Source organism: Streptomyces sp. NBC_00459 (genome assembly GCF_036013955.1).
Taxonomy (GTDB): domain Bacteria; phylum Actinomycetota; class Actinomycetes; order Streptomycetales; family Streptomycetaceae; genus Streptomyces.
On sequence record NZ_CP107903.1, the window covers coordinates 8771187 to 8787460 of the forward strand.

Genomic DNA, 16274 nt, shown 5'->3' on the forward strand with positions numbered 1-16274 from the left:
TACTCTTGGCCACACACGTGACGCGTCCGTATTGACCCGAGACACGCCGGGGCACTCCGCTTCCGCACAGGGCGCCGCAGAACGGGACCAAGGATGACGACCCGCGACAAGACGTTGGACGAACTTCCCTATGCGTTCGACGAAAGCGGCAGCGCGCGAGTCGTCATCGACGGCAGGGGTGCCTTCGTTCAGTGGAACGATGGCGCCCAGCGCCTGCTGGGATACCGGCCGGCCGAGGTCCGGGGTCGGTCCGCCACCGAACTGCTGACCGTCGACTGCCACGTCTCGCCCCCCGGACCGGCGGAGAATCGTTGGAGCGGCACACTTCAGCTGCGTCATCGTGACGGGCGGACGCTCTCGATCTGGGCGCTCGCGCATCGGAGGCAGCCTGAGCTCGGCGGCCGCAGCGAGTGGTTCGTGGTGTCCCCGCTCCAGTCGACGCCCCCGCCGCAAGTGGAGGACCCACTGACAGCGGCCGAGCTGCAGCAGGCTCCCTGCGCCACGGCGGTCTACGACGAGAGGCTGCGGCTGCACCGCGTCAACGACGCCATGGCCCGCGTGATCGGTCTCCCGGAGGAACGCATCCGCGGCCTTCGCATCACCGAGATCGGGGGCGGGCCCAGGAGTCTCGATCTCGAACGGCACATGTACCGCGTGCTCGCCACCGGTGAGGGACACGACGTCGAGACCTACCTCCGCACCGGCGGGGAGGTCCGCGAGCATGCCTGGCTGGCGCGGATGGCCCCGCTGACAGACACCGCGGGCCGGATCCGCGGTGTCTGTCTGATGGCCCACGACATCACCAAGCAGTACCTGGCACGTCAGCGCCTCCAGCTGGTCAACGAGGCGAGCGTGAGTATCGGCACCACCCTCGACATCGCGCGAACGGCGCAGGAACTGACCGATGTCTGTGTTCCGGTCCTCGCCGATTTCGTCAGCGTCGATCTGATGGACCCTCCAGAACAAGGTGGCGAGCCGCGCCCGGGCACGCCGTCGCCCCCGCTCACTCTCCGCCGGGCAGCCCATCAGTCCATCACCGCCGGGTGTCCCGAGGCCCTGGTCGAGCCGGACCACACAGACGTCTACCCCGCGTCGTCACCTCAGGCGGCTTCCCTGGTGGCCGGCCGGACGATCGTGGCGGCGGACCCGGCCCGCACTCTCGGCGACTGGCTCGCCTGGGACGCTGCCCGCAGCTCGCGCGTGAAGGAGTTCGGTTTCCACTCCATCATGTCGGTGCCGATCCGGGCCCGGGGAGTCACGCTCGGAGTAGCCGTCTTCACCCGCTACCGGCGTCCCGACCCGTTCACATCGGAGGACGTGCTCCTCGCCGAAGAGGTGACGGCGCGGGCCGCGGTGTGTATCGACAACGCCCGCCGGTTCACCCGCGAACGCGCCACCGCGCTGGCCCTGCAGCGCAGCATGCTGCCGAGAACACTGCCGCGGACGTCCGCGCTGGAGGCGGCCTCACGCTATCTGCCCGCAGCCCGTGCGGGGATCGGCGGCGACTGGTTCGACGTGATTCCGCTGTCCGGAGGGAGGGTGGCCATGGTCGTCGGGGACGTGGTCGGTCATGGGCTCCAGGCATCGGCGACGATGGGCCGGCTCCGCACTGCCGTGCACACCCTCGCCGACGTCGACCTGAGCCCCGACGAACTGCTGACGCACCTCGACGACCTGGTCGTACGGCTGTCCACGGAGACCGACAACGACGGGACCACCGGTGATGTCGGGGCCACCTGTCTGTACGCCGTGTACGACCCGGTGTCCCGCCGCTGCACGCTCGCCCGCGCCGGCCATCCGCCGCCGATCATGGTCCTGCCCGGCGGTACGGCACAACAGATCGACATGCCGTCCGGGCCGCCGCTGGGCCTTGGAGGACTGCCTTTCGAGTCGACGGAGCTGGAACTGCCCGAAGGCACCGTGCTCGCGCTGTACACCGACGGCCTGGTGGACGGCCGCAGCCGAGACCCCGTCGCCGCGCACCGAACGCTGTGCCGGATCCTGACGGAATCCGCAGGTGCCCTCGACAAGGTGTGCGACGACGTTCTCAGCAACCTGCTGCCGTCGCCGGAGGCGCCGGAGGACGACGTGGCCCTGCTCCTCGCCCGTACACACGCACTGCCCGCCTCGCAGGTCGCGGTCTGGGACGTGCCTGCCGACCCGGCACAAGTCAGCGGCGTCCGCAGGGACGTACTGGCGCAACTCGACGCATGGGGCCTCGGTGACATGGCGTTCGTCATGGAGCTGGTCGTGAGCGAACTGGTCACCAACGCGATCCGCTACGGCGCCCCGCCCATCCGACTCCGTCTCCTCCGCAACGCAACGGCGCTGATCTGCGAGGTGTCCGACGCCAACCACACGGCGCCGCATCTGCGGCGGGCACGGACCTTCGACGAGGGCGGACGAGGCCTGCTGCTCGTCGCGCAACTCACCCAGCGGTGGGGTACCCGACACACTGCGGACGGCAAGACGATCTGGGCCGAGTCGACGTTGGTGCAATGAGCTTGGTCGCCCAGGGCGAACTTCTGTCGAGCCCGCCTGTGTGCGTACGCATGGGGCGTACGGCTCACTCGGACGGCCGACGTGGGAGTCGCCCCGGAGTCCGCCCTGGCGAGTGCCGGTTCGGCCCCGGCGTCGGATAGGAACCCGGCGCAGGAGTTGTCATGGGCGCGCGCCAGACGATCGATGCAGTGGGTACGGATCGTCCGTGCGTCGGCAGACAAGAACACCATGGTGGAGTCGTCACTCACGCGCGAAGGCGAAGTACAGGGTTCGGCCGTCGTCGCCCGTCGCGGTGTTCGAACCGCCGCTCAGGCCGAGCGCTGCGGGCGGATCGAACCTGGTGCCGATCGCGGGGACGGCGTCGAGGACTTTGCCTGTCACGGACCGCGTGCACGCCCCTTGCCAACGTCCAGCGAACCGGTTCCGGCTCAGGGGCGTGAGGGCACCCGGACGGCAACTGCGGTCACACTCATTGACGGCTATGCATGCCCATGACACTCTCAGAATGGGAGCGCTCCCACACCCCTGGGACCACAACATCCGGAGCCGCTCATGCCCACGTCAGACTTGTTACGTCACCACAGCAGGCCCCTCGCAGCCGTTCTGCTGACGAGTTCCCTCCTTCTCGGCGGCGTGCTTGCCGCGCCCGCCGCCGAGGCGGCGGGAACGAGCGCCGTGCGCGTCAACCAGGTCGGCTACGTGCCGGACGGCCCCAAGCGCGCCACGGTCGTCACCACGTCGACGCAGTCCCTCACCTGGCAGCTGCGCAACGTCTCCGGCACGGTGGTCGCCTCCGGCTCAACGGTCCCGCGAGGCGCGGACACGTCCTCCGGCCAGTCCGTCCAGGTGGCGGACTTCTCGTCGTACCAGGCAACGGGCTCGGGGTACGTCCTGGCGGTGGACGGCAGCACCAGCGACCCGTTCGACATCCGGGCGAACCTCTATGACGGGCTGCGCTCCGACGCGATGGCCTTCTTCTACCACCAGCGCAGCGGCACGGCCATCGATTCCTCTCTGGTGGGCCCCGCCTATGCCCGCCCCGCCGGACACCTCGGCGTCGCCCCGAACAAGGGCGACACCTCCGTCCCCTGCCAGTCCGGTGTGTGCGACTACACGCGGGACGTCAGGGGCGGTTGGTACGACGCGGGCGACCAGGGCAAGTACGTGGTCAACGGAGGCATCTCCGCGTGGCTGGTCGTCAACTCCTTCGAGCGGGCCAAACGTGCGGGCACGGACGCGGCGCTGGGCGACTCGACCTTGCGCGTCCCTGAGCGAGGCAACGGTGTTCCTGATGTCCTGGACGAGGCACGCTGGGAGCTCGACTTCCTGATGCGCATGCAGGTGCCCGAAGGCAGGCCATACGCCGGGACGGCTTTCCACAAGATCCACGACGCGGCCTGGACCGGCATCCCGACCCGCCCGGAGCAGGACTCCCAGCCACGCGAGTTGCACCGCCCGTCGACGGCGGCGACCCTCAACCTCGCGGCGACCGCCGCCCAGTGCGCCCGTGTCTTCAGGCCGTACGACGCCGCGTTCGCCGACCGCTGTCTGGTCTCCGCACGCCGGGCCTGGACCGCGGGGCAGGCCAACCCGGCCCTCTACGCACCGGACTCGGACAGCACGGGCGGCGGGGCCTACGGCGACACCCAGGTGAGCGACGAGTTCTACTGGGCGGCAGCCGAGCTCTACGCGACGACCGGCGAGAACGCCTACCTCAACGCGGTCACCTCCTCGTCGTGGCACACGTCAGCGACCGCCTTCACCGCCTACGGCTTCGGCTGGGCCGATACTGCCGCGCTCGGCCGGCTCACCCTGGCCACTGTGCCCAACGGGCTGCCCGCCTCCGATCTCGCGCGTGTCCGCTCCTCGGTGATCTCGGCCGCCGACGGTCACCTGTCCAGAATGGCCGGACAGGGTTATGCGGTGCCCATCCCCGCAGACGGGTACTTCTGGGGCTCCAGCAGCGAGGCCGCCGACAACGCGATAGTCATGGCCGTCGCCGGGGAGCTGACCGGTGAGCGGCGCTACCGCACCGGAGCGCTGGAGGCGATGGACTACCTGCTCGGCCGCAACGCCATCGGCCAGTCCTACGTCACCGGCTACGGCGAGCGGTCCTCGCACAACCAGCACCACCGATTCTGGGCACACCAGGCTGACGCCTCGCTGCCCAACCCCCCGGCGGGTTCACTCGCGGGCGGACCCAACAGCGCCCTGCAGGACCCGGTGGCCCAGGAGAGACTGGCCGGGTGCGCGCCCGCCGCGTGCTACATCGACGACATCGGCTCGTACTCCACCAACGAGGTGGCGGTCAACTGGAACGCTCCGCTGGCCTGGCTGGCCGCCTACGCCGCCGAGCGGACCTCCACCGGTGAGCAGCCCACCGCCGCCTGCACGGTGACGTACCAGGTGGACAACGTCTGGAGCGGCGGATTCACCGCGACCGTAAGCGTCAAGAACACCGGCCCGGCAGCCGTCAACGGGTGGCAGCTCACCTGGAGCTACCCGGGCGGCCAGCGCGTCACCAGCGCCTGGAACGCCACCGTCACCCAGAGCGGCGCCGACGTCTCCGCCCTCAACACCGACTGGAACCGTTCGATCGCGCCCGGCTCGACGGCGAGTTTCGGAGTCCAGGGGTCGCTCAGCGGGAGCAATCCCTCCCCGACGGCTTTCGCCCTCAACGGGAGCGCCTGCGACTGACCCGCTGAGGGTGTCTCGGGCAGCGAGGAGGGCGCGCTGCCCAGGACACGGCCCGATGCCGACGTCCCGTACTGCGAACGTCGCTGGTGGACCAGCGAAGGAAATCTCCGCACAGCGGTTCGAGTTGCCCGGCGTCGCGGTTCCGTGGAACAACCAGGAGCGCCGCGAGGTGTGGGCACCTGCTGTGGGGAGGCGACAGGCGAAAGGGAAGTCGTGATCCCGTACCGTCCTTGACTCCCGAGTGCGTTAGGTCTGGGACGCGGGTTGAACGGCCCACGGGCGATCGGCAATCCAAGTCCGCGAGTGATTCCGACAGCGGGTCTCCCTGGGGCAATCTGCGTATCGCCGTTGCCCGCCCGGTACAGCCGTTCACACGGGCGGACACCGATCAGCCCCGCGGGCTACGACGTCCTCATCCGGCGGCCGAAGCCTCCGGGACTGACTGCGACGGCGAGATGACGGAGGAGGTCACCTCGTTGGTGCTCCAGCGCTGCAACCTGCGAGCCCTGTCCTGCGGGACGGGCTCCAGGAGAATGATCGACCCCTCGGTCCGGCGATCCGGCGTCACTGCGACTCCGGGCTCATCGATGAGCGTGAGGAGACCGTCGGTCGCCAGGTCGTACCGCGTATCACTGGAGTTCTCGCCGTCCGGGCCCGCCGAGGTGTCGCACGGGCGCAGTGCGAGGCTGCCCTCCGGCTCGGCGTTCAGGCAGAGCCCTGGATTCGCCTGGCTCCGCAGCGGCTCTCTGTCCGCCAGCCGCCACACCTGGGTCGGCGATCCCCCGCACTTCGCCGTGACCGCCGGCGCGCCCACCACCGCCGTGGGAGCGTCCACGTCGAGGCACAGCCCGGTTCTGACGTTCCGCAGCTGCGTGACCAGACCATCGCCCGCGCCGGGCGCCGGGGCGGTACCCGGCGACAGGCTGGGAGCGGCGGACGATCCGGCAGCGGGGGCGGACGGGTTCCGCGTCGGCCCGGATGCCGGGCCACCTGCCCGCCCTCCGTCGTCACCGGTTCCGCTCAGGACCATCGGGGTTGCCGCGATCACTCCGAGCAGCACCGCACCCAGGGCGACGGGCACCGGCCACCGGCGGCGCGGCCGTAGTGCTCGACCGCCTGCGACTGCCGGCTCGGCCACGACGCTCGCGTGCTCCGGGACGGTCAGCGACTCCGCACGAGCCAAGGCGAAGGCCTGACGGCCGGGCCGGGTCGCGAGGTAGTCCGCCGCACGGAATCCCAGGACGGCCTCGGCCAGGAGTACAGGCAGCCGGTCCGAGCACTGGTCGAGCTGGTCCGCCGCAGCCCCGCAGTAGGCACAGACACCGAGGTGTTGGAGCACCTCCGTCGGCGTCTCACCGGCCCGGGGCCGGGTGTGGACATCGATGAGGCGGTTGTAACGGCGGCAGCGCTCGTCGGGCACAAGGTCGAGGTGGGCCTGCACGCACTCGTCGCGCAGCAGAGTGCGGGCGCGCTCCGGGTTGAGCAGAGAGGCCTCGGTGCCGAGAACCGCCGCCACCGTCTCGATGTCCTCCGTCTCGACCTCGGTGTGCCACAGCAGTGCCTGGGCGCGATCCGGCAGGTTCAGATAGGCGCGCAGGAGCAGATTCTTTTCGTCGGCCTTGCTGGTCGTAGCGGACGTCGGCTGGACCGCGGCACGGGTTGCGCCGTCGGGCAGATCCGGATGGAGGAGGGATCGTCTGTCGTCGGCACTCCATTCACGGGCGGCGTCGAGGACCGCCGTGAGCAGCCGAGGGCGCCACGGAAAGCCGACGCCGCCGTGCGTTGCCGCGCTGCCGTGGGTGTGCCGGAACGCCTGCCCGGCGAGCCGCTTCGCGGCGCCCGGACTCGTCGCGGTGCACAGCGCCGCGTAGTCCAGGACGGCTCTGCCGTGCAGCGCCAGCAGTTCACCGACCGAGGGCGCGGCATCTCCCGCCTCCCGTTCGCCCGGCTTGTTCTGCTCGGAGACGAATTTTTCTCCGGGCTCGGGGGCAAAGTCCTCGCCATTCACCGAGGTGAAGTCCTCTCCCGATGGCATGTGCTCTCCTCCGACCAACAAGGGCTCCGCCGCGGGAGCACCATCCATGAAACCGGTTCCCCTCCCTGATCCGTACCGTCGGCCTATCGGTCCAACAGTCCGTACGTCCCGCGCGCTGACTCGGTTCACCACGACCGGGAAGCATGGTCGAGGATCCTCGGCTACTCGGTCCTGAGGGCGATCAGGACGTTTGGGCCCAGGACCCGGCAGGAGAGCCAGATCACGGCGAGCGCTCTGCCGTCGCCGGCCGTTACCAGGAACAGGGCAATCCACTCCCCGGGCACAGCCATCTCTGGTAAATCCCGCGCGGCAATTCGGCATCACCGCCGCAGGCACCGTTGCGGGGCCGCGCCGTACCGGACGGCGTGGTCTGGCAGCACGCTGCTGAAGGCCGTCAGCAGCCATCAGAGTGGAGGGCCGCCCTCGAGTCCGACGTGGTGCGTACGACGTCGAACATCCCTGGGAGACAACGAGTCCCGGCCCAGCCGCCCGGAGAGCTTGCAGAGGTACTCCCTGTAGTCGCTCACCTCGACGTAGGCCGTGTGACGGCCGGAGCCGACGAACTTGACCCCGCTCGACAGATCGCGCCGATCCTCGTGAGTAAGGCGCTCGAACAGCGCGGCATGTGCCGGCTGGTGGATCTGGTGGTCGAGCCCGACCAGACCTCGCTGCTCGCGGCTGAACGTGTCGAGGTACAGCTGAGGCCGGCCGCCCTTCCAGTGGCAGTAGCCGGCGGTTACATGCACGCGATGTTCGTGCGGTAGCCGGTGGCGAACACGACGAGGTTGCGCTGCGAACGCTGCGCGGAACGCGGTTCGTCATGCCCTCACCTTGCCCTGTCGCGGTGCCGTACCGGAATCCAGCCAGGGCGAGGGACTGCCGACAGCAGGCGGCGGGTGTATTCGTGCCGGGGAGCATCCAGCACCTGAGCGGTGGGACCGGACTCGACGATCCGGCCGTTGTGCATGACGACGCAGTCGTCGCTGATCTGCCGTACGACGCCCAGGTCGTGAGAGACGAACAGATAGGCCACCCCTGTGGCCTCGCGCAGATCACCCAGCAGGTTGAGTACCTGGGCCTGCACGCTGACGTCGAGGGCTGCGACGGCCTCGTCGAGAATGAGCAGCCGGGGTCGGGCGGCCAACGCGCGGGCGATGGCGACGCGCTGCCGCTGGCCGCCGGACAGGGCCCGGGGGAAAGATCGCCCGACGCGGTCGTCGAGGCCGACCTGTTCCAGCAGCTCGCCGACCTTGGTGGCGCCGTCGCCGTGTTGGCCGAGGACTTCCGCGATCGCGGCGGAAGCGGTCTGACGCGGGTCGAGGGAAGAGTTGGGGTCCTGGAAGACCATCTGCACTTCGCGGGCGCGGCGCAGGCGTTCGGCGCGGCCCACGCGGCCTGTGGACCGGCTGGCTCCACAGATCTCGATGGTGCCGTCGGTGGCTTGTTCCAGACCGGCGATGATGCGGGCGCAGGTGGTCTTGCCGGAGCCCGACTGGCCGACGACGGCCAGGGACCCTCCAGGAGAGACGGCGAAGGAGACGTCGTCGACGGCGGTGAGGAGTTCCTCGGTTCCGTTCGCGCCCTTGACGGTGAAGCTCTTGCTCAGGCCGGTGACGGTGAGCAGGTCAGTCATGGTCGGCCATCTCCTTGCGATTCAGGTGGCCACGGAGTTCCTCCGCGCGGTGGCAGGCGACCTGATGACCGTCGAGCGGCCGTGGGGCCGGGGCCTGTTCCTGGCAGAGGGGTTGCGCGTGCGGGCAGCGGGGCGCGAATACGCAGCCGTGTTCGATCTCGTACGCGGTGCTGGGGCGTCCGGGAACGGCGGCGAGGCGGACCCGTGCCGAGGTGCTGGGGCGGGAGGCGAGCAGGGCCGCGGTGTAGGGGTGCAGCGGGTGCTCGCGGAGTGCGGCCGCGATGCCGGTCTCGGCGATGGCTCCGGCGTACATGACCGCGAGCCGGTCGCACACCGCGGCGGCGAGGTCGAGGTCGTGGGTGATGAGGATCATGGCCAGGCCGCGTTCGCGGCGTTGTTCGTCGAGGATGGCCATGACCTCCTCCTGGGTGGTGACGTCGAGTGCGGTCGTGGGTTCGTCGGCGATGATCAGCCGTGGTTCCGCCAGGAGTGCGGCGGCGATCATGACGCGTTGCAGCAGCCCGCCGGAGAGCTGGTGCGGGTACTGGGCGAGGCGTCGCTCCCCGTCGGGGATGCCCACCTCGGCCAGCCGGCTGACCGCCCGGGCCGCGGCTACGCGGCGGCTGGTTCCCTTGCGCAGGCGCAGCCCTTCGGTGAGGAAGTCTCCTACGGTGCGGACGGGGTTGATGTGGGCACGGGGGTCCTGGTGGATCATGGCGATCTCGGAAGCCCGCCAGTCCCGCAGTGCGCGCGGCGACATGCCGTACACGTCCCGGCCGTCGAAGGTGACGGTGCCCCTCGCACGGACGCCCCGCGCGAGGAGCCGCTGCACGGCGCGCACGGTCATGGACTTGCCCGACCCGGACTCGCCGACGATACCGAGTGCCTCTCCCGCACGGACTCGGAAGCCGACGTCGGTGACGATCGGACACACCTCGTGGTCCGTGAGCACATCGACGCTCAGGTGCGCCACTTCGAGCAGTGCCTCGTCGGTTGTCGTGTTCGAAGTGGTCATGTCCGCGCCTCCGCTCGCTGGGCGAGTCGTTCGCCGAGCACATTGACGGCCACCACGGTCAGGACGATCAGGCTGCCGGCGATGAGGGTCTGCTGCGGGGACCCGTTCAGCAGTGAGGCCCGACCCTCGGAGATCATCAGGCCCCACTCGGAGGCGGGAGCCTGGACGCCGAGGCCGATGAAGGAGATGGCGGCGAGATCGACCAGGGCCGAGCCGAAGGCGACGGTCGCCTGGGCCCGGATGATCGGAAGAAGCGACGGCAGCAGATGCCGCACATTGATCCGCCAGGTGGAGAACCCGGCTATCAGACACGCCTCCACATACGGCAGGTGTCGCTGGCGGACCGCTGCCGAGCGCACGACTCTGGCGAGGAACGGGACATACGCCAGACTCAGCGCGGCGACGGGCGCGGCCCAGCCGGTGCCGAACACACCGACCGCGAGCACGGCGAACAGCAGGCTGGGAAAGGCGAGCAGGATGTCGAGCATTCTGCTGACCACGGTGTCCACCCGTCCTCCGTACCAGGCCATGGCCAGAGCGAGCGCGGTTCCGCCGACGGTCGCGACCAGGACGACGAGGGCCGGGCCGAGCAGACTCAGGGCGGCTCCGGACATGGCCCGGCTCAGCAGGTCCCGGCCCAGGGCATCGGTGCCGAGCAGATGGTCGGCGGAGGGGCCCTGGTCGGCGGCCAGGACGTCGGTCTGCCGGGGATCGTGGGGAGCGAGGAGCGGCCCGAGCACGGCGAGCAGCGCCAGAAGGACGCAGAGCGTCAGGGCGATGGTGAGGACGGGGTCGAAACGGCGGCGTGCGGAGCGTGCCGCGGCGGGCGGAGCGGTGAGCGGCGGTGCGGTGACGGTCATCAGCTGGTCCTCCGGTCGCGGATCCTGGGATCGAGGACCCGGTGCAGACTGTCGATCGCCGTGGTGATCAGGACGAACAGCACGACGAGCAGGAGGCTGATGGCGAGCACGACGTTGTAGTCCTTGGTTGCGACGCTGCTGACCAGGAAGGACCCGATGCCGTCGATCCCGAACGCGGTCTCGACGATCACCGAGCCGGCGACCAGTCCGGCGATCAGCGTGCCGGTGACGGTGATGATGGGGAGGGCTGCGTTGCGCAACACGTGTCGGCGGAAGACGACGGCAGGCGGCACGCCCCGCCCCAGTGCGGTTTCCACATGTTCCCGTGACTGCTCCTCGCGCAGTGCGGTCCGGGTGATCTGGGCGACGTAGGCGCTCCAGCCCACCGCGAGTGACACGGCCGGGAGCGTCAGATGCCACGCTCTGTCGCCGAATCCGCTGCCCGCGCCGATCGTGGGGAACCACTCCAGGCGCAGCGCGAAGACGGTGACCAGCGCGGAGGCCGCGACGTAGCTGGGGATCGCGATGCCGAGGCCGCTCAGCCCCGCGGTGACAGGGCCGAGCGGACGGAACACCGCGCCGAGAATGCCCAGGGCAAGGCCGATGATCACGACCAGCAGGCTCGCGTAGCCGACAAGGAAGAGTGTGGTGCCGAGCCGCGCACCGATGAGTTCGGAGACCGGGGACCGGTGCGCGATCGAGAGGCCGAAGTCTCCGTGGAGGCAGTCGGTCAGCCAGTGGACGTAGCGGAGCGGCAGGGGTTCGTCCAGGCCGAGTTCATGGCGCAACGCCGTGCGCTGGGCGTCGGTGGCTCGGGCGCCCAGGACCCGGCCGACCGGGTCGCCGGGCGCCAGGGACAGCGTGGTGAAGACGGCGAAGGACGCGACGAGGACGGTTGCGGCCGGGCCCAGGACCCAGCGCCACAGTCGGCGCCGGGCCCTGGCCGCCCTCGCAGACCTGGGCGGGGATGTGCTCATGGTGGTACCTCCGTGCCGACGGCCGGGGTGGCCGAATCGGTCACTTCCTGCCGATCAGGGCGAGCGACGGCGTGAACAGGTAGGGGAACGAGGTCGTGGCGCCGGTCAGGTCCTTGCCGAGGTAGCTCACCTCGTAGGTGTTGACCAGTGACGTACCGGTGGCGGCCTTCTCCCAAGCGCTCTGGGAGTCGGTCAGCAGCTTGACGCGCTCGGCGGTGTCGAAGGTCTGCCGGGCCTCGGCAACCGCGTCGAAGACCTTCTGGTCCTCGTAGCCGGCCCAGTTGTAGGGCCCGCCGGGTGTGAAGACGAAGCCGAGGTACTCCAGCGGGTCGGGAGCGCCGTTGAAGTTGGCGCTGAGCAGCAGGTCGGTGCCCTTGCGTGCCTCGGAGTCGTAGAGCATCGTCGAGTACTCCAGGGGCTGGGCCTGGTTGATGGCGATCTTGACGCCGATCTGTTCGGCCTGCTGCTGGATGAGCTGGGCGATGCGGGAGAACGTGTCGTCACCGGCCTGGACGGACAGGGTGAGCTTCTGTCCTGTGTACCCGCTGGACTTCACGAGTTCCTTGGCCTTGTCGAGGTCGTAGGCGTTCTCGGTGGTGTAGCGGTCGGACGCCTTCTTCCAGAGTTCCCTGCCGTCGGGGTCCCAGGTCGAGGATGCGAGCAGGGTGTAGTTGGGCTCGGCTGCGCCGTGGTACACGGCCTCGGCCAGAGCCTCACGGTCGATGGCGATCATCAGTGCCCGGCGTAGATCGGTGTTCTTGAGGGGCCCGTCCGCGGTCGCGACGGCGAACTCGAGCGACTGGGGCGACTGCCCGAAGTACACGGAGCCGGCGGAACCGTTCTGGAGGCTGGGAATGACAGAGGCAGGGACCTCGTAGGCGCCGTCGATCTCACCGGACTTCAGGCCCTGGACGAGAGCTGCGGAATCGGTGACGAAGGACAGGATGACCTCGGCCGCGTGGGAGCGGTATTCCTTGTCCCAGTAGTCGTCGTTGCGGGTGAGCCGGATCTCGGAGCCCGGCTTCCAGGAGTCGAGCTTCAGCGGACCGCTGCACATGATCCCGCCGGACGCGGTCCCGAAGGACTTGCCCGCCTTTTTGGTGTAGGACTCCTGGACGACGAGGCCGGCGACCGTGGACAGTTCCTTGAGGAACAGCTCGTCCGGCTCCTTGAACTTCACGGTGACCATGGAGGAGCCGGCGGCGGTGATCGAGGAGACGTTGGCGAAGACGAAGCCGACGACCGCCGTCGGGGCCATGCCGCGGTTGAGGCTGAAGGCGACGTCCTCGGCCGTCACAGGTGTGCCGTCCCAGAAGGTCGCGCCGTCGCGGACGGTGAGGACCACGGTCCTGTCGTCCTTCTGGACCGCGGTGGCCAGGCCGGGCGAGGTGGTGAAGTCGGGGTTGTAGCGCAGCAGGGTGTCGCAGAGGTTGGAGGCGACGAGGGCGGAGCTGTAGTCGACGGCGTTGACCGGGTCGATGGTGGTGGGCTCCCCCTTGGGGAGCGCCCAGGTGAGCTTGTCGATGTCGCCGGTGGCCGCGGCGAGCTGGGCCTGGACCTTGGTCTTCCCGGTGTCTGCCGTGTTCTTGCCGCCGGAGCCGCCGCAGGCGGACAGGGTCAGCAAGGCACAACAGCCTGCCACGAGCACGGTGGTGCGGGGATGGCGCTTCACGTCGTACCTCCGGAGGTGCTTCTCTGAGTCTGAACCTCTTGTGTTTCTTGGCGTGCTCGGACTCTCTGTGTCTCTCGCGCTTCCACGTCGTCGGTGGGCAGCCACAGGACCCACTGATCGGCGGTGAATCCCGGGCGCTCAGCTCCCCTGACTTCCACGGCGATGCGCAGCAGGAGGAGGTGACCTTTCCCCTTGGGCCTGACCTCGGCGACGGAGCCGTGCACCCGGATGGGGACACCGGCCTGGACCGGAGTGACGAAACGAACGCGGTCCAGGCCGTAGTTGACCGCGTACCAGCGGTCGCCCTCGGCGGCGACGAGGTCGTTGGTCAGATGGTCGAGCAGAGCCAGCAGGTGGAAGCCCTCGACGAGGTTCTCCGCGTAGTTGTCGTCGTCGAAGGCGTGGGCGTTCTGGTCGGCGTAGGTGGCGTCGTCGAAGACCGGAAGTTTCTCCCTGCCGACGGTGAACCACGGGCCCTGGAACTCCCGGTCGATGAGGGCGGCGACGTTGTCGAGGGGGACGCAGAGCCGGACGGAGGTGTCGGCCTCGGCGGGTGTCTGTACGGTCGTCACGGACGGGCCTTTCGGTCGGTGTCGAGGACGGGTTCGCCGACGAGCAGGGCATCGACGATGCGAACGCGGCCGGTGCCGTACTCGACGAGGGCCGGGTTGAGGTCGGCCTCGGCGATCAGGCCGGTGAAGTCGTCGGCGAACCAGGACAGTCGGTGCAGCGCGTCGGCGAGCGCGTACGTGTCCGTGGTCGGATGCAGGTTGCGGTAGCCGTTCAGGAGCCGTGCCATCCGGGTTCGGGCGATGCGGTCGTGGGCCTCGGCCGGGGTGAGTGGTGCGAGACCGGAGGCGGTGTCGGCCTCCAGCTCCACCAGCACGCCACCGGAGCCCACGGTGACGACCGCACCGAAGACGGGGTCGCCGACGAAACCGAGCATCGCCTCGTGAGCCCCGCCGACCTGCTCCTGGATCTCGAAGCCTCCGAGGACCGCGTCGGGGCGGGCAGCGGTGACGGAGGCGGTGATGCGCTCCAGTGCGGCACTCAGTTGCCCCGGGCCGGCGATGTCGATGACGACGCCCCCGATGTCGGAGCGGTGCGGGATGTCGGGTGAGGACACCTTGGCGACGACCGGGTAGCGTCCCTCGGCCCACTGCAGGGCCTGCTCGGCACCGGTGACCAGGGCAGCTGCCGCCATTGGCAGCCCGTACGCGGTGAGCAGCCGCCGGCACAGCGCGTCCGGCAGCGGTCCGGCAGCGGAGGCGGTGTGGGAGGCGACCTCGGAACGCAGCTCGGCCAGCGCGTCGGGCCCCGGCAGGCCGTCGGGCCGGCGGGGACGGCGGGGGACGGGCCGGGTGTTGGCGGCGGAGGCGGCCAGGGCGGTGAAGGCGTTACCGATGCCGCGCAGCACGGCCACGCCCGGCCCTGTGAACTCCCTGAATCTCTGGTGCGTGTTGACCGAGGAACTGGCGGCGATGACGACCGGCTTGCCGGCGCGGCTGGCGGCCTTCACGCCCTCGCACAGGTCGGCGGCGTAGTCGAGTTCGGGATCCGTCATGGTGGCGTGGGCTTCCATGACGACCATGACCGCGTCGACGTTCTCGTCCCGGGCAGCGAGTTCGTAGGAAAGGTTGTAGGCGTCGTCGTCCGCGGTCGGGCTGCCCCCGGCGTCGAAGGGGTTGTTGATCGATGCGTCCGGCATCAGTTCGGAGAGCCGGGCCACGGTGGCCGGGGTGAAGGGCTCCAACCGGACGGGATAACGTGCGGCGAGATCGGCGGCCAGGCCCGCCTCGCCTCCGGAGTCCGTGATGACGGCGACGCGGTTGCCCCTGGTGGCGGGCCTTGCGGGAGTGGCCAGGAACTGAAGGGTCACGGCCATTTCGTCGTAGTCGTCGACCAACGGCACGTCCAGCCGCTCGAACAGCGCGGAATACGCGGCGTCCTGCCCGATCAGGGCCCCTGTGTGAGCCATGCTCGCCCGGGAGCCCAGAGCTGTCCGGCCCACCTTGAGGGCGACGACCGGCTTGCCGGCCTCACGCAGGGCTCGTACGCCCTCGGAGAATGCGGCCACATCCTTGATCGACTCCAGCACCACACCGACCACCTCGGTCGCGGAGTCGTACGCGAGCCAGGCCAGGAAGTCGGCCGTGGTCAGTCCGACCTCGTTGCCCGTGGAAATGATCTTCGCGAAGCCGACGTCCTCGGTCGCCCGTGCCAGGAAGGTCGCCGAGCCCGACTGCGAGACGAGGGAGACGCTGCCCCGGCGCTGATCGGTGAGCACACCGTCGTAGAACCACAGCGGGATGCCGTCGGTGACATTGATGACCCCCATGCAGTTGTTTCCGTGCACCGCCATCGAGGAGACGGCGGCGAAGGCGGCGATCTCACTGCTCTGCAGTGCGTCGAGTCCGGCGCTGGGCACCAGGGCGGAGCGGCACCCCGCGGTTTCCAGGGCCTTGAGGGTCTCCAGCACCGCGGCCCCCGGCAGTGACACAAGAGCGGTGTCCGTCCCCGGCGGCAGGGCCGCTATGTCGGGGACGACGGGCAACCCGTCGATCGTGGAGGCCGAGGGATGGACGATGTACAGCCGGTCCTCGGGGAAGCCATGGCGACGCAGGTTCGCGATCGCCTGGTTGCCGCTGGCGGGACGACGGGCGGAGGCGCCGACGACGGCGACGGTCCGAGGCCGCAATAGCGAGCCGATGCCGGTCGAGCTCGTGGGCCGTGCGCTCATACGAAGAGCTCCTGTCACTGCGTCATTCGTTGTATGACGGGCAATGTATAAAGGTCGCTATGCATTAACAAGAGGTTGCGGCCGATAAAAGAACACCCTTTACACAACGGAAACCCGGCAGCCCTCCAGCAGGGCGACCTTCC

The 16274-nt window shown here is 69.5% G+C and carries 12 protein-coding genes; 2 read left to right on the forward strand and 10 right to left on the reverse strand.

Translation table 11 applies throughout. The features are described from left to right. Window positions 1–93: 93 nt before the first annotated feature. On the forward strand, window positions 94–2502 hold the full coding sequence (locus OHN74_RS38490) for a SpoIIE family protein phosphatase (RefSeq protein WP_327699180.1): 2409 nt from the start codon (window positions 94–96) through the stop codon (window positions 2500–2502). A 240-nt stretch (window positions 2503–2742) separates the two neighbouring features. Here the strand turns inward: OHN74_RS38490 and OHN74_RS38495 are convergent, their stop codons facing one another. Beyond that, window positions 2743–2883 (reverse strand): hypothetical protein, encoded by a 141-nt coding sequence (locus OHN74_RS38495; RefSeq protein ID WP_327699181.1) that lies wholly within the window; start codon window positions 2881–2883, stop codon window positions 2743–2745. A gap of 171 nt (window positions 2884–3054) precedes the next feature. Here OHN74_RS38495 and OHN74_RS38500 point away from each other — a divergent pair, with 171 nt between their 5' ends. Then, on the forward strand, window positions 3055–5199 hold the full coding sequence (locus tag OHN74_RS38500; RefSeq protein ID WP_327699182.1) for a glycoside hydrolase family 9 protein: 2145 nt from the start codon (window positions 3055–3057) through the stop codon (window positions 5197–5199). Between the two features lie 412 nt (window positions 5200–5611). On the opposite strand, the gene OHN74_RS38505 is transcribed toward OHN74_RS38500, so the two are convergent. The 9 genes from OHN74_RS38505 to OHN74_RS38545 all read right to left on the reverse strand — a co-directional run bounded on the left by OHN74_RS38505 (window position 5612) and on the right by OHN74_RS38545 (window position 16131). Further along, window positions 5612–7234, reverse strand: coding sequence for an RICIN domain-containing protein (locus OHN74_RS38505; RefSeq protein ID WP_327699183.1), 1623 nt, complete (start codon window positions 7232–7234; stop codon window positions 5612–5614). Between the two features lie 404 nt (window positions 7235–7638). Next, entirely contained in the window at window positions 7639–7980 is a 342-nt protein-coding gene (locus tag OHN74_RS38510; protein WP_327699184.1) for a hypothetical protein, read from the reverse strand. Window positions 7981–8060: 80 nt separating this feature from the next. Continuing rightward, complete coding sequence (locus OHN74_RS38515) at window positions 8061–8867, reverse strand: ABC transporter ATP-binding protein (protein WP_327699185.1); 807 nt, start codon at window positions 8865–8867, stop codon at window positions 8061–8063. Continuing rightward, window positions 8860–9882, reverse strand: coding sequence for an ABC transporter ATP-binding protein (locus OHN74_RS38520; protein ID WP_327699186.1), 1023 nt, complete (start codon window positions 9880–9882; stop codon window positions 8860–8862). The genes OHN74_RS38515 and OHN74_RS38520 overlap by 8 nt, the downstream gene beginning before the upstream one ends. Further along, the gene (locus tag OHN74_RS38525; protein ID WP_327699187.1) at window positions 9879–10742 is read right to left on the reverse strand and encodes an ABC transporter permease; all 864 of its coding nucleotides are present in this window, start codon (window positions 10740–10742) and stop codon (window positions 9879–9881) included. Before OHN74_RS38525 ends, OHN74_RS38520 begins: the two co-directional genes overlap by 4 nt. After that, the gene (locus OHN74_RS38530) at window positions 10742–11719 is read right to left on the reverse strand and encodes an ABC transporter permease (protein WP_327699188.1); all 978 of its coding nucleotides are present in this window, start codon (window positions 11717–11719) and stop codon (window positions 10742–10744) included. Before OHN74_RS38530 ends, OHN74_RS38525 begins: the two co-directional genes overlap by 1 nt. A gap of 40 nt (window positions 11720–11759) precedes the next feature. Then, a complete protein-coding gene (locus tag OHN74_RS38535; protein WP_327699189.1) occupies window positions 11760–13391 on the reverse strand; it encodes an ABC transporter substrate-binding protein in 1632 nt (543 codons plus the stop codon). Then, the gene (locus OHN74_RS38540; RefSeq protein WP_327699190.1) at window positions 13388–13963 is read right to left on the reverse strand and encodes a hypothetical protein; all 576 of its coding nucleotides are present in this window, start codon (window positions 13961–13963) and stop codon (window positions 13388–13390) included. The genes OHN74_RS38535 and OHN74_RS38540 overlap by 4 nt, the downstream gene beginning before the upstream one ends. Further along, window positions 13960–16131 carry an acetate--CoA ligase family protein gene (locus OHN74_RS38545; protein ID WP_327699191.1) on the reverse strand — a complete coding sequence of 724 codons (2172 nt, stop codon included), beginning with the start codon at window positions 16129–16131 and terminating at the stop codon, window positions 13960–13962. The genes OHN74_RS38540 and OHN74_RS38545 overlap by 4 nt, the downstream gene beginning before the upstream one ends. Window positions 16132–16274 lie beyond the last annotated feature (143 nt).

Coding starts and splice junctions, on each gene's coding strand:
- OHN74_RS38545 (WP_327699191.1), bottom strand. CDS start 16,131: ATGAGCGCACGGCCCACGAGCTCGACCGGCATCGGCTCGCTATTGCGG.
- OHN74_RS38515 (WP_327699185.1), bottom strand. CDS start 8,867: ATGACTGACCTGCTCACCGTCACCGGCCTGAGCAAGAGCTTCACCGTC.
- OHN74_RS38525 (WP_327699187.1), bottom strand. CDS start 10,742: ATGACCGTCACCGCACCGCCGCTCACCGCTCCGCCCGCCGCGGCACGC.
- OHN74_RS38530 (WP_327699188.1), bottom strand. CDS start 11,719: ATGAGCACATCCCCGCCCAGGTCTGCGAGGGCGGCCAGGGCCCGGCGC.
- OHN74_RS38500 (WP_327699182.1), top strand. CDS start 3,055: ATGCCCACGTCAGACTTGTTACGTCACCACAGCAGGCCCCTCGCAGCC.
- OHN74_RS38490 (WP_327699180.1), top strand. CDS start 94: ATGACGACCCGCGACAAGACGTTGGACGAACTTCCCTATGCGTTCGAC.
- OHN74_RS38520 (WP_327699186.1), bottom strand. CDS start 9,882: ATGACCACTTCGAACACGACAACCGACGAGGCACTGCTCGAAGTGGCG.
- OHN74_RS38505 (WP_327699183.1), bottom strand. CDS start 7,234: ATGCCATCGGGAGAGGACTTCACCTCGGTGAATGGCGAGGACTTTGCC.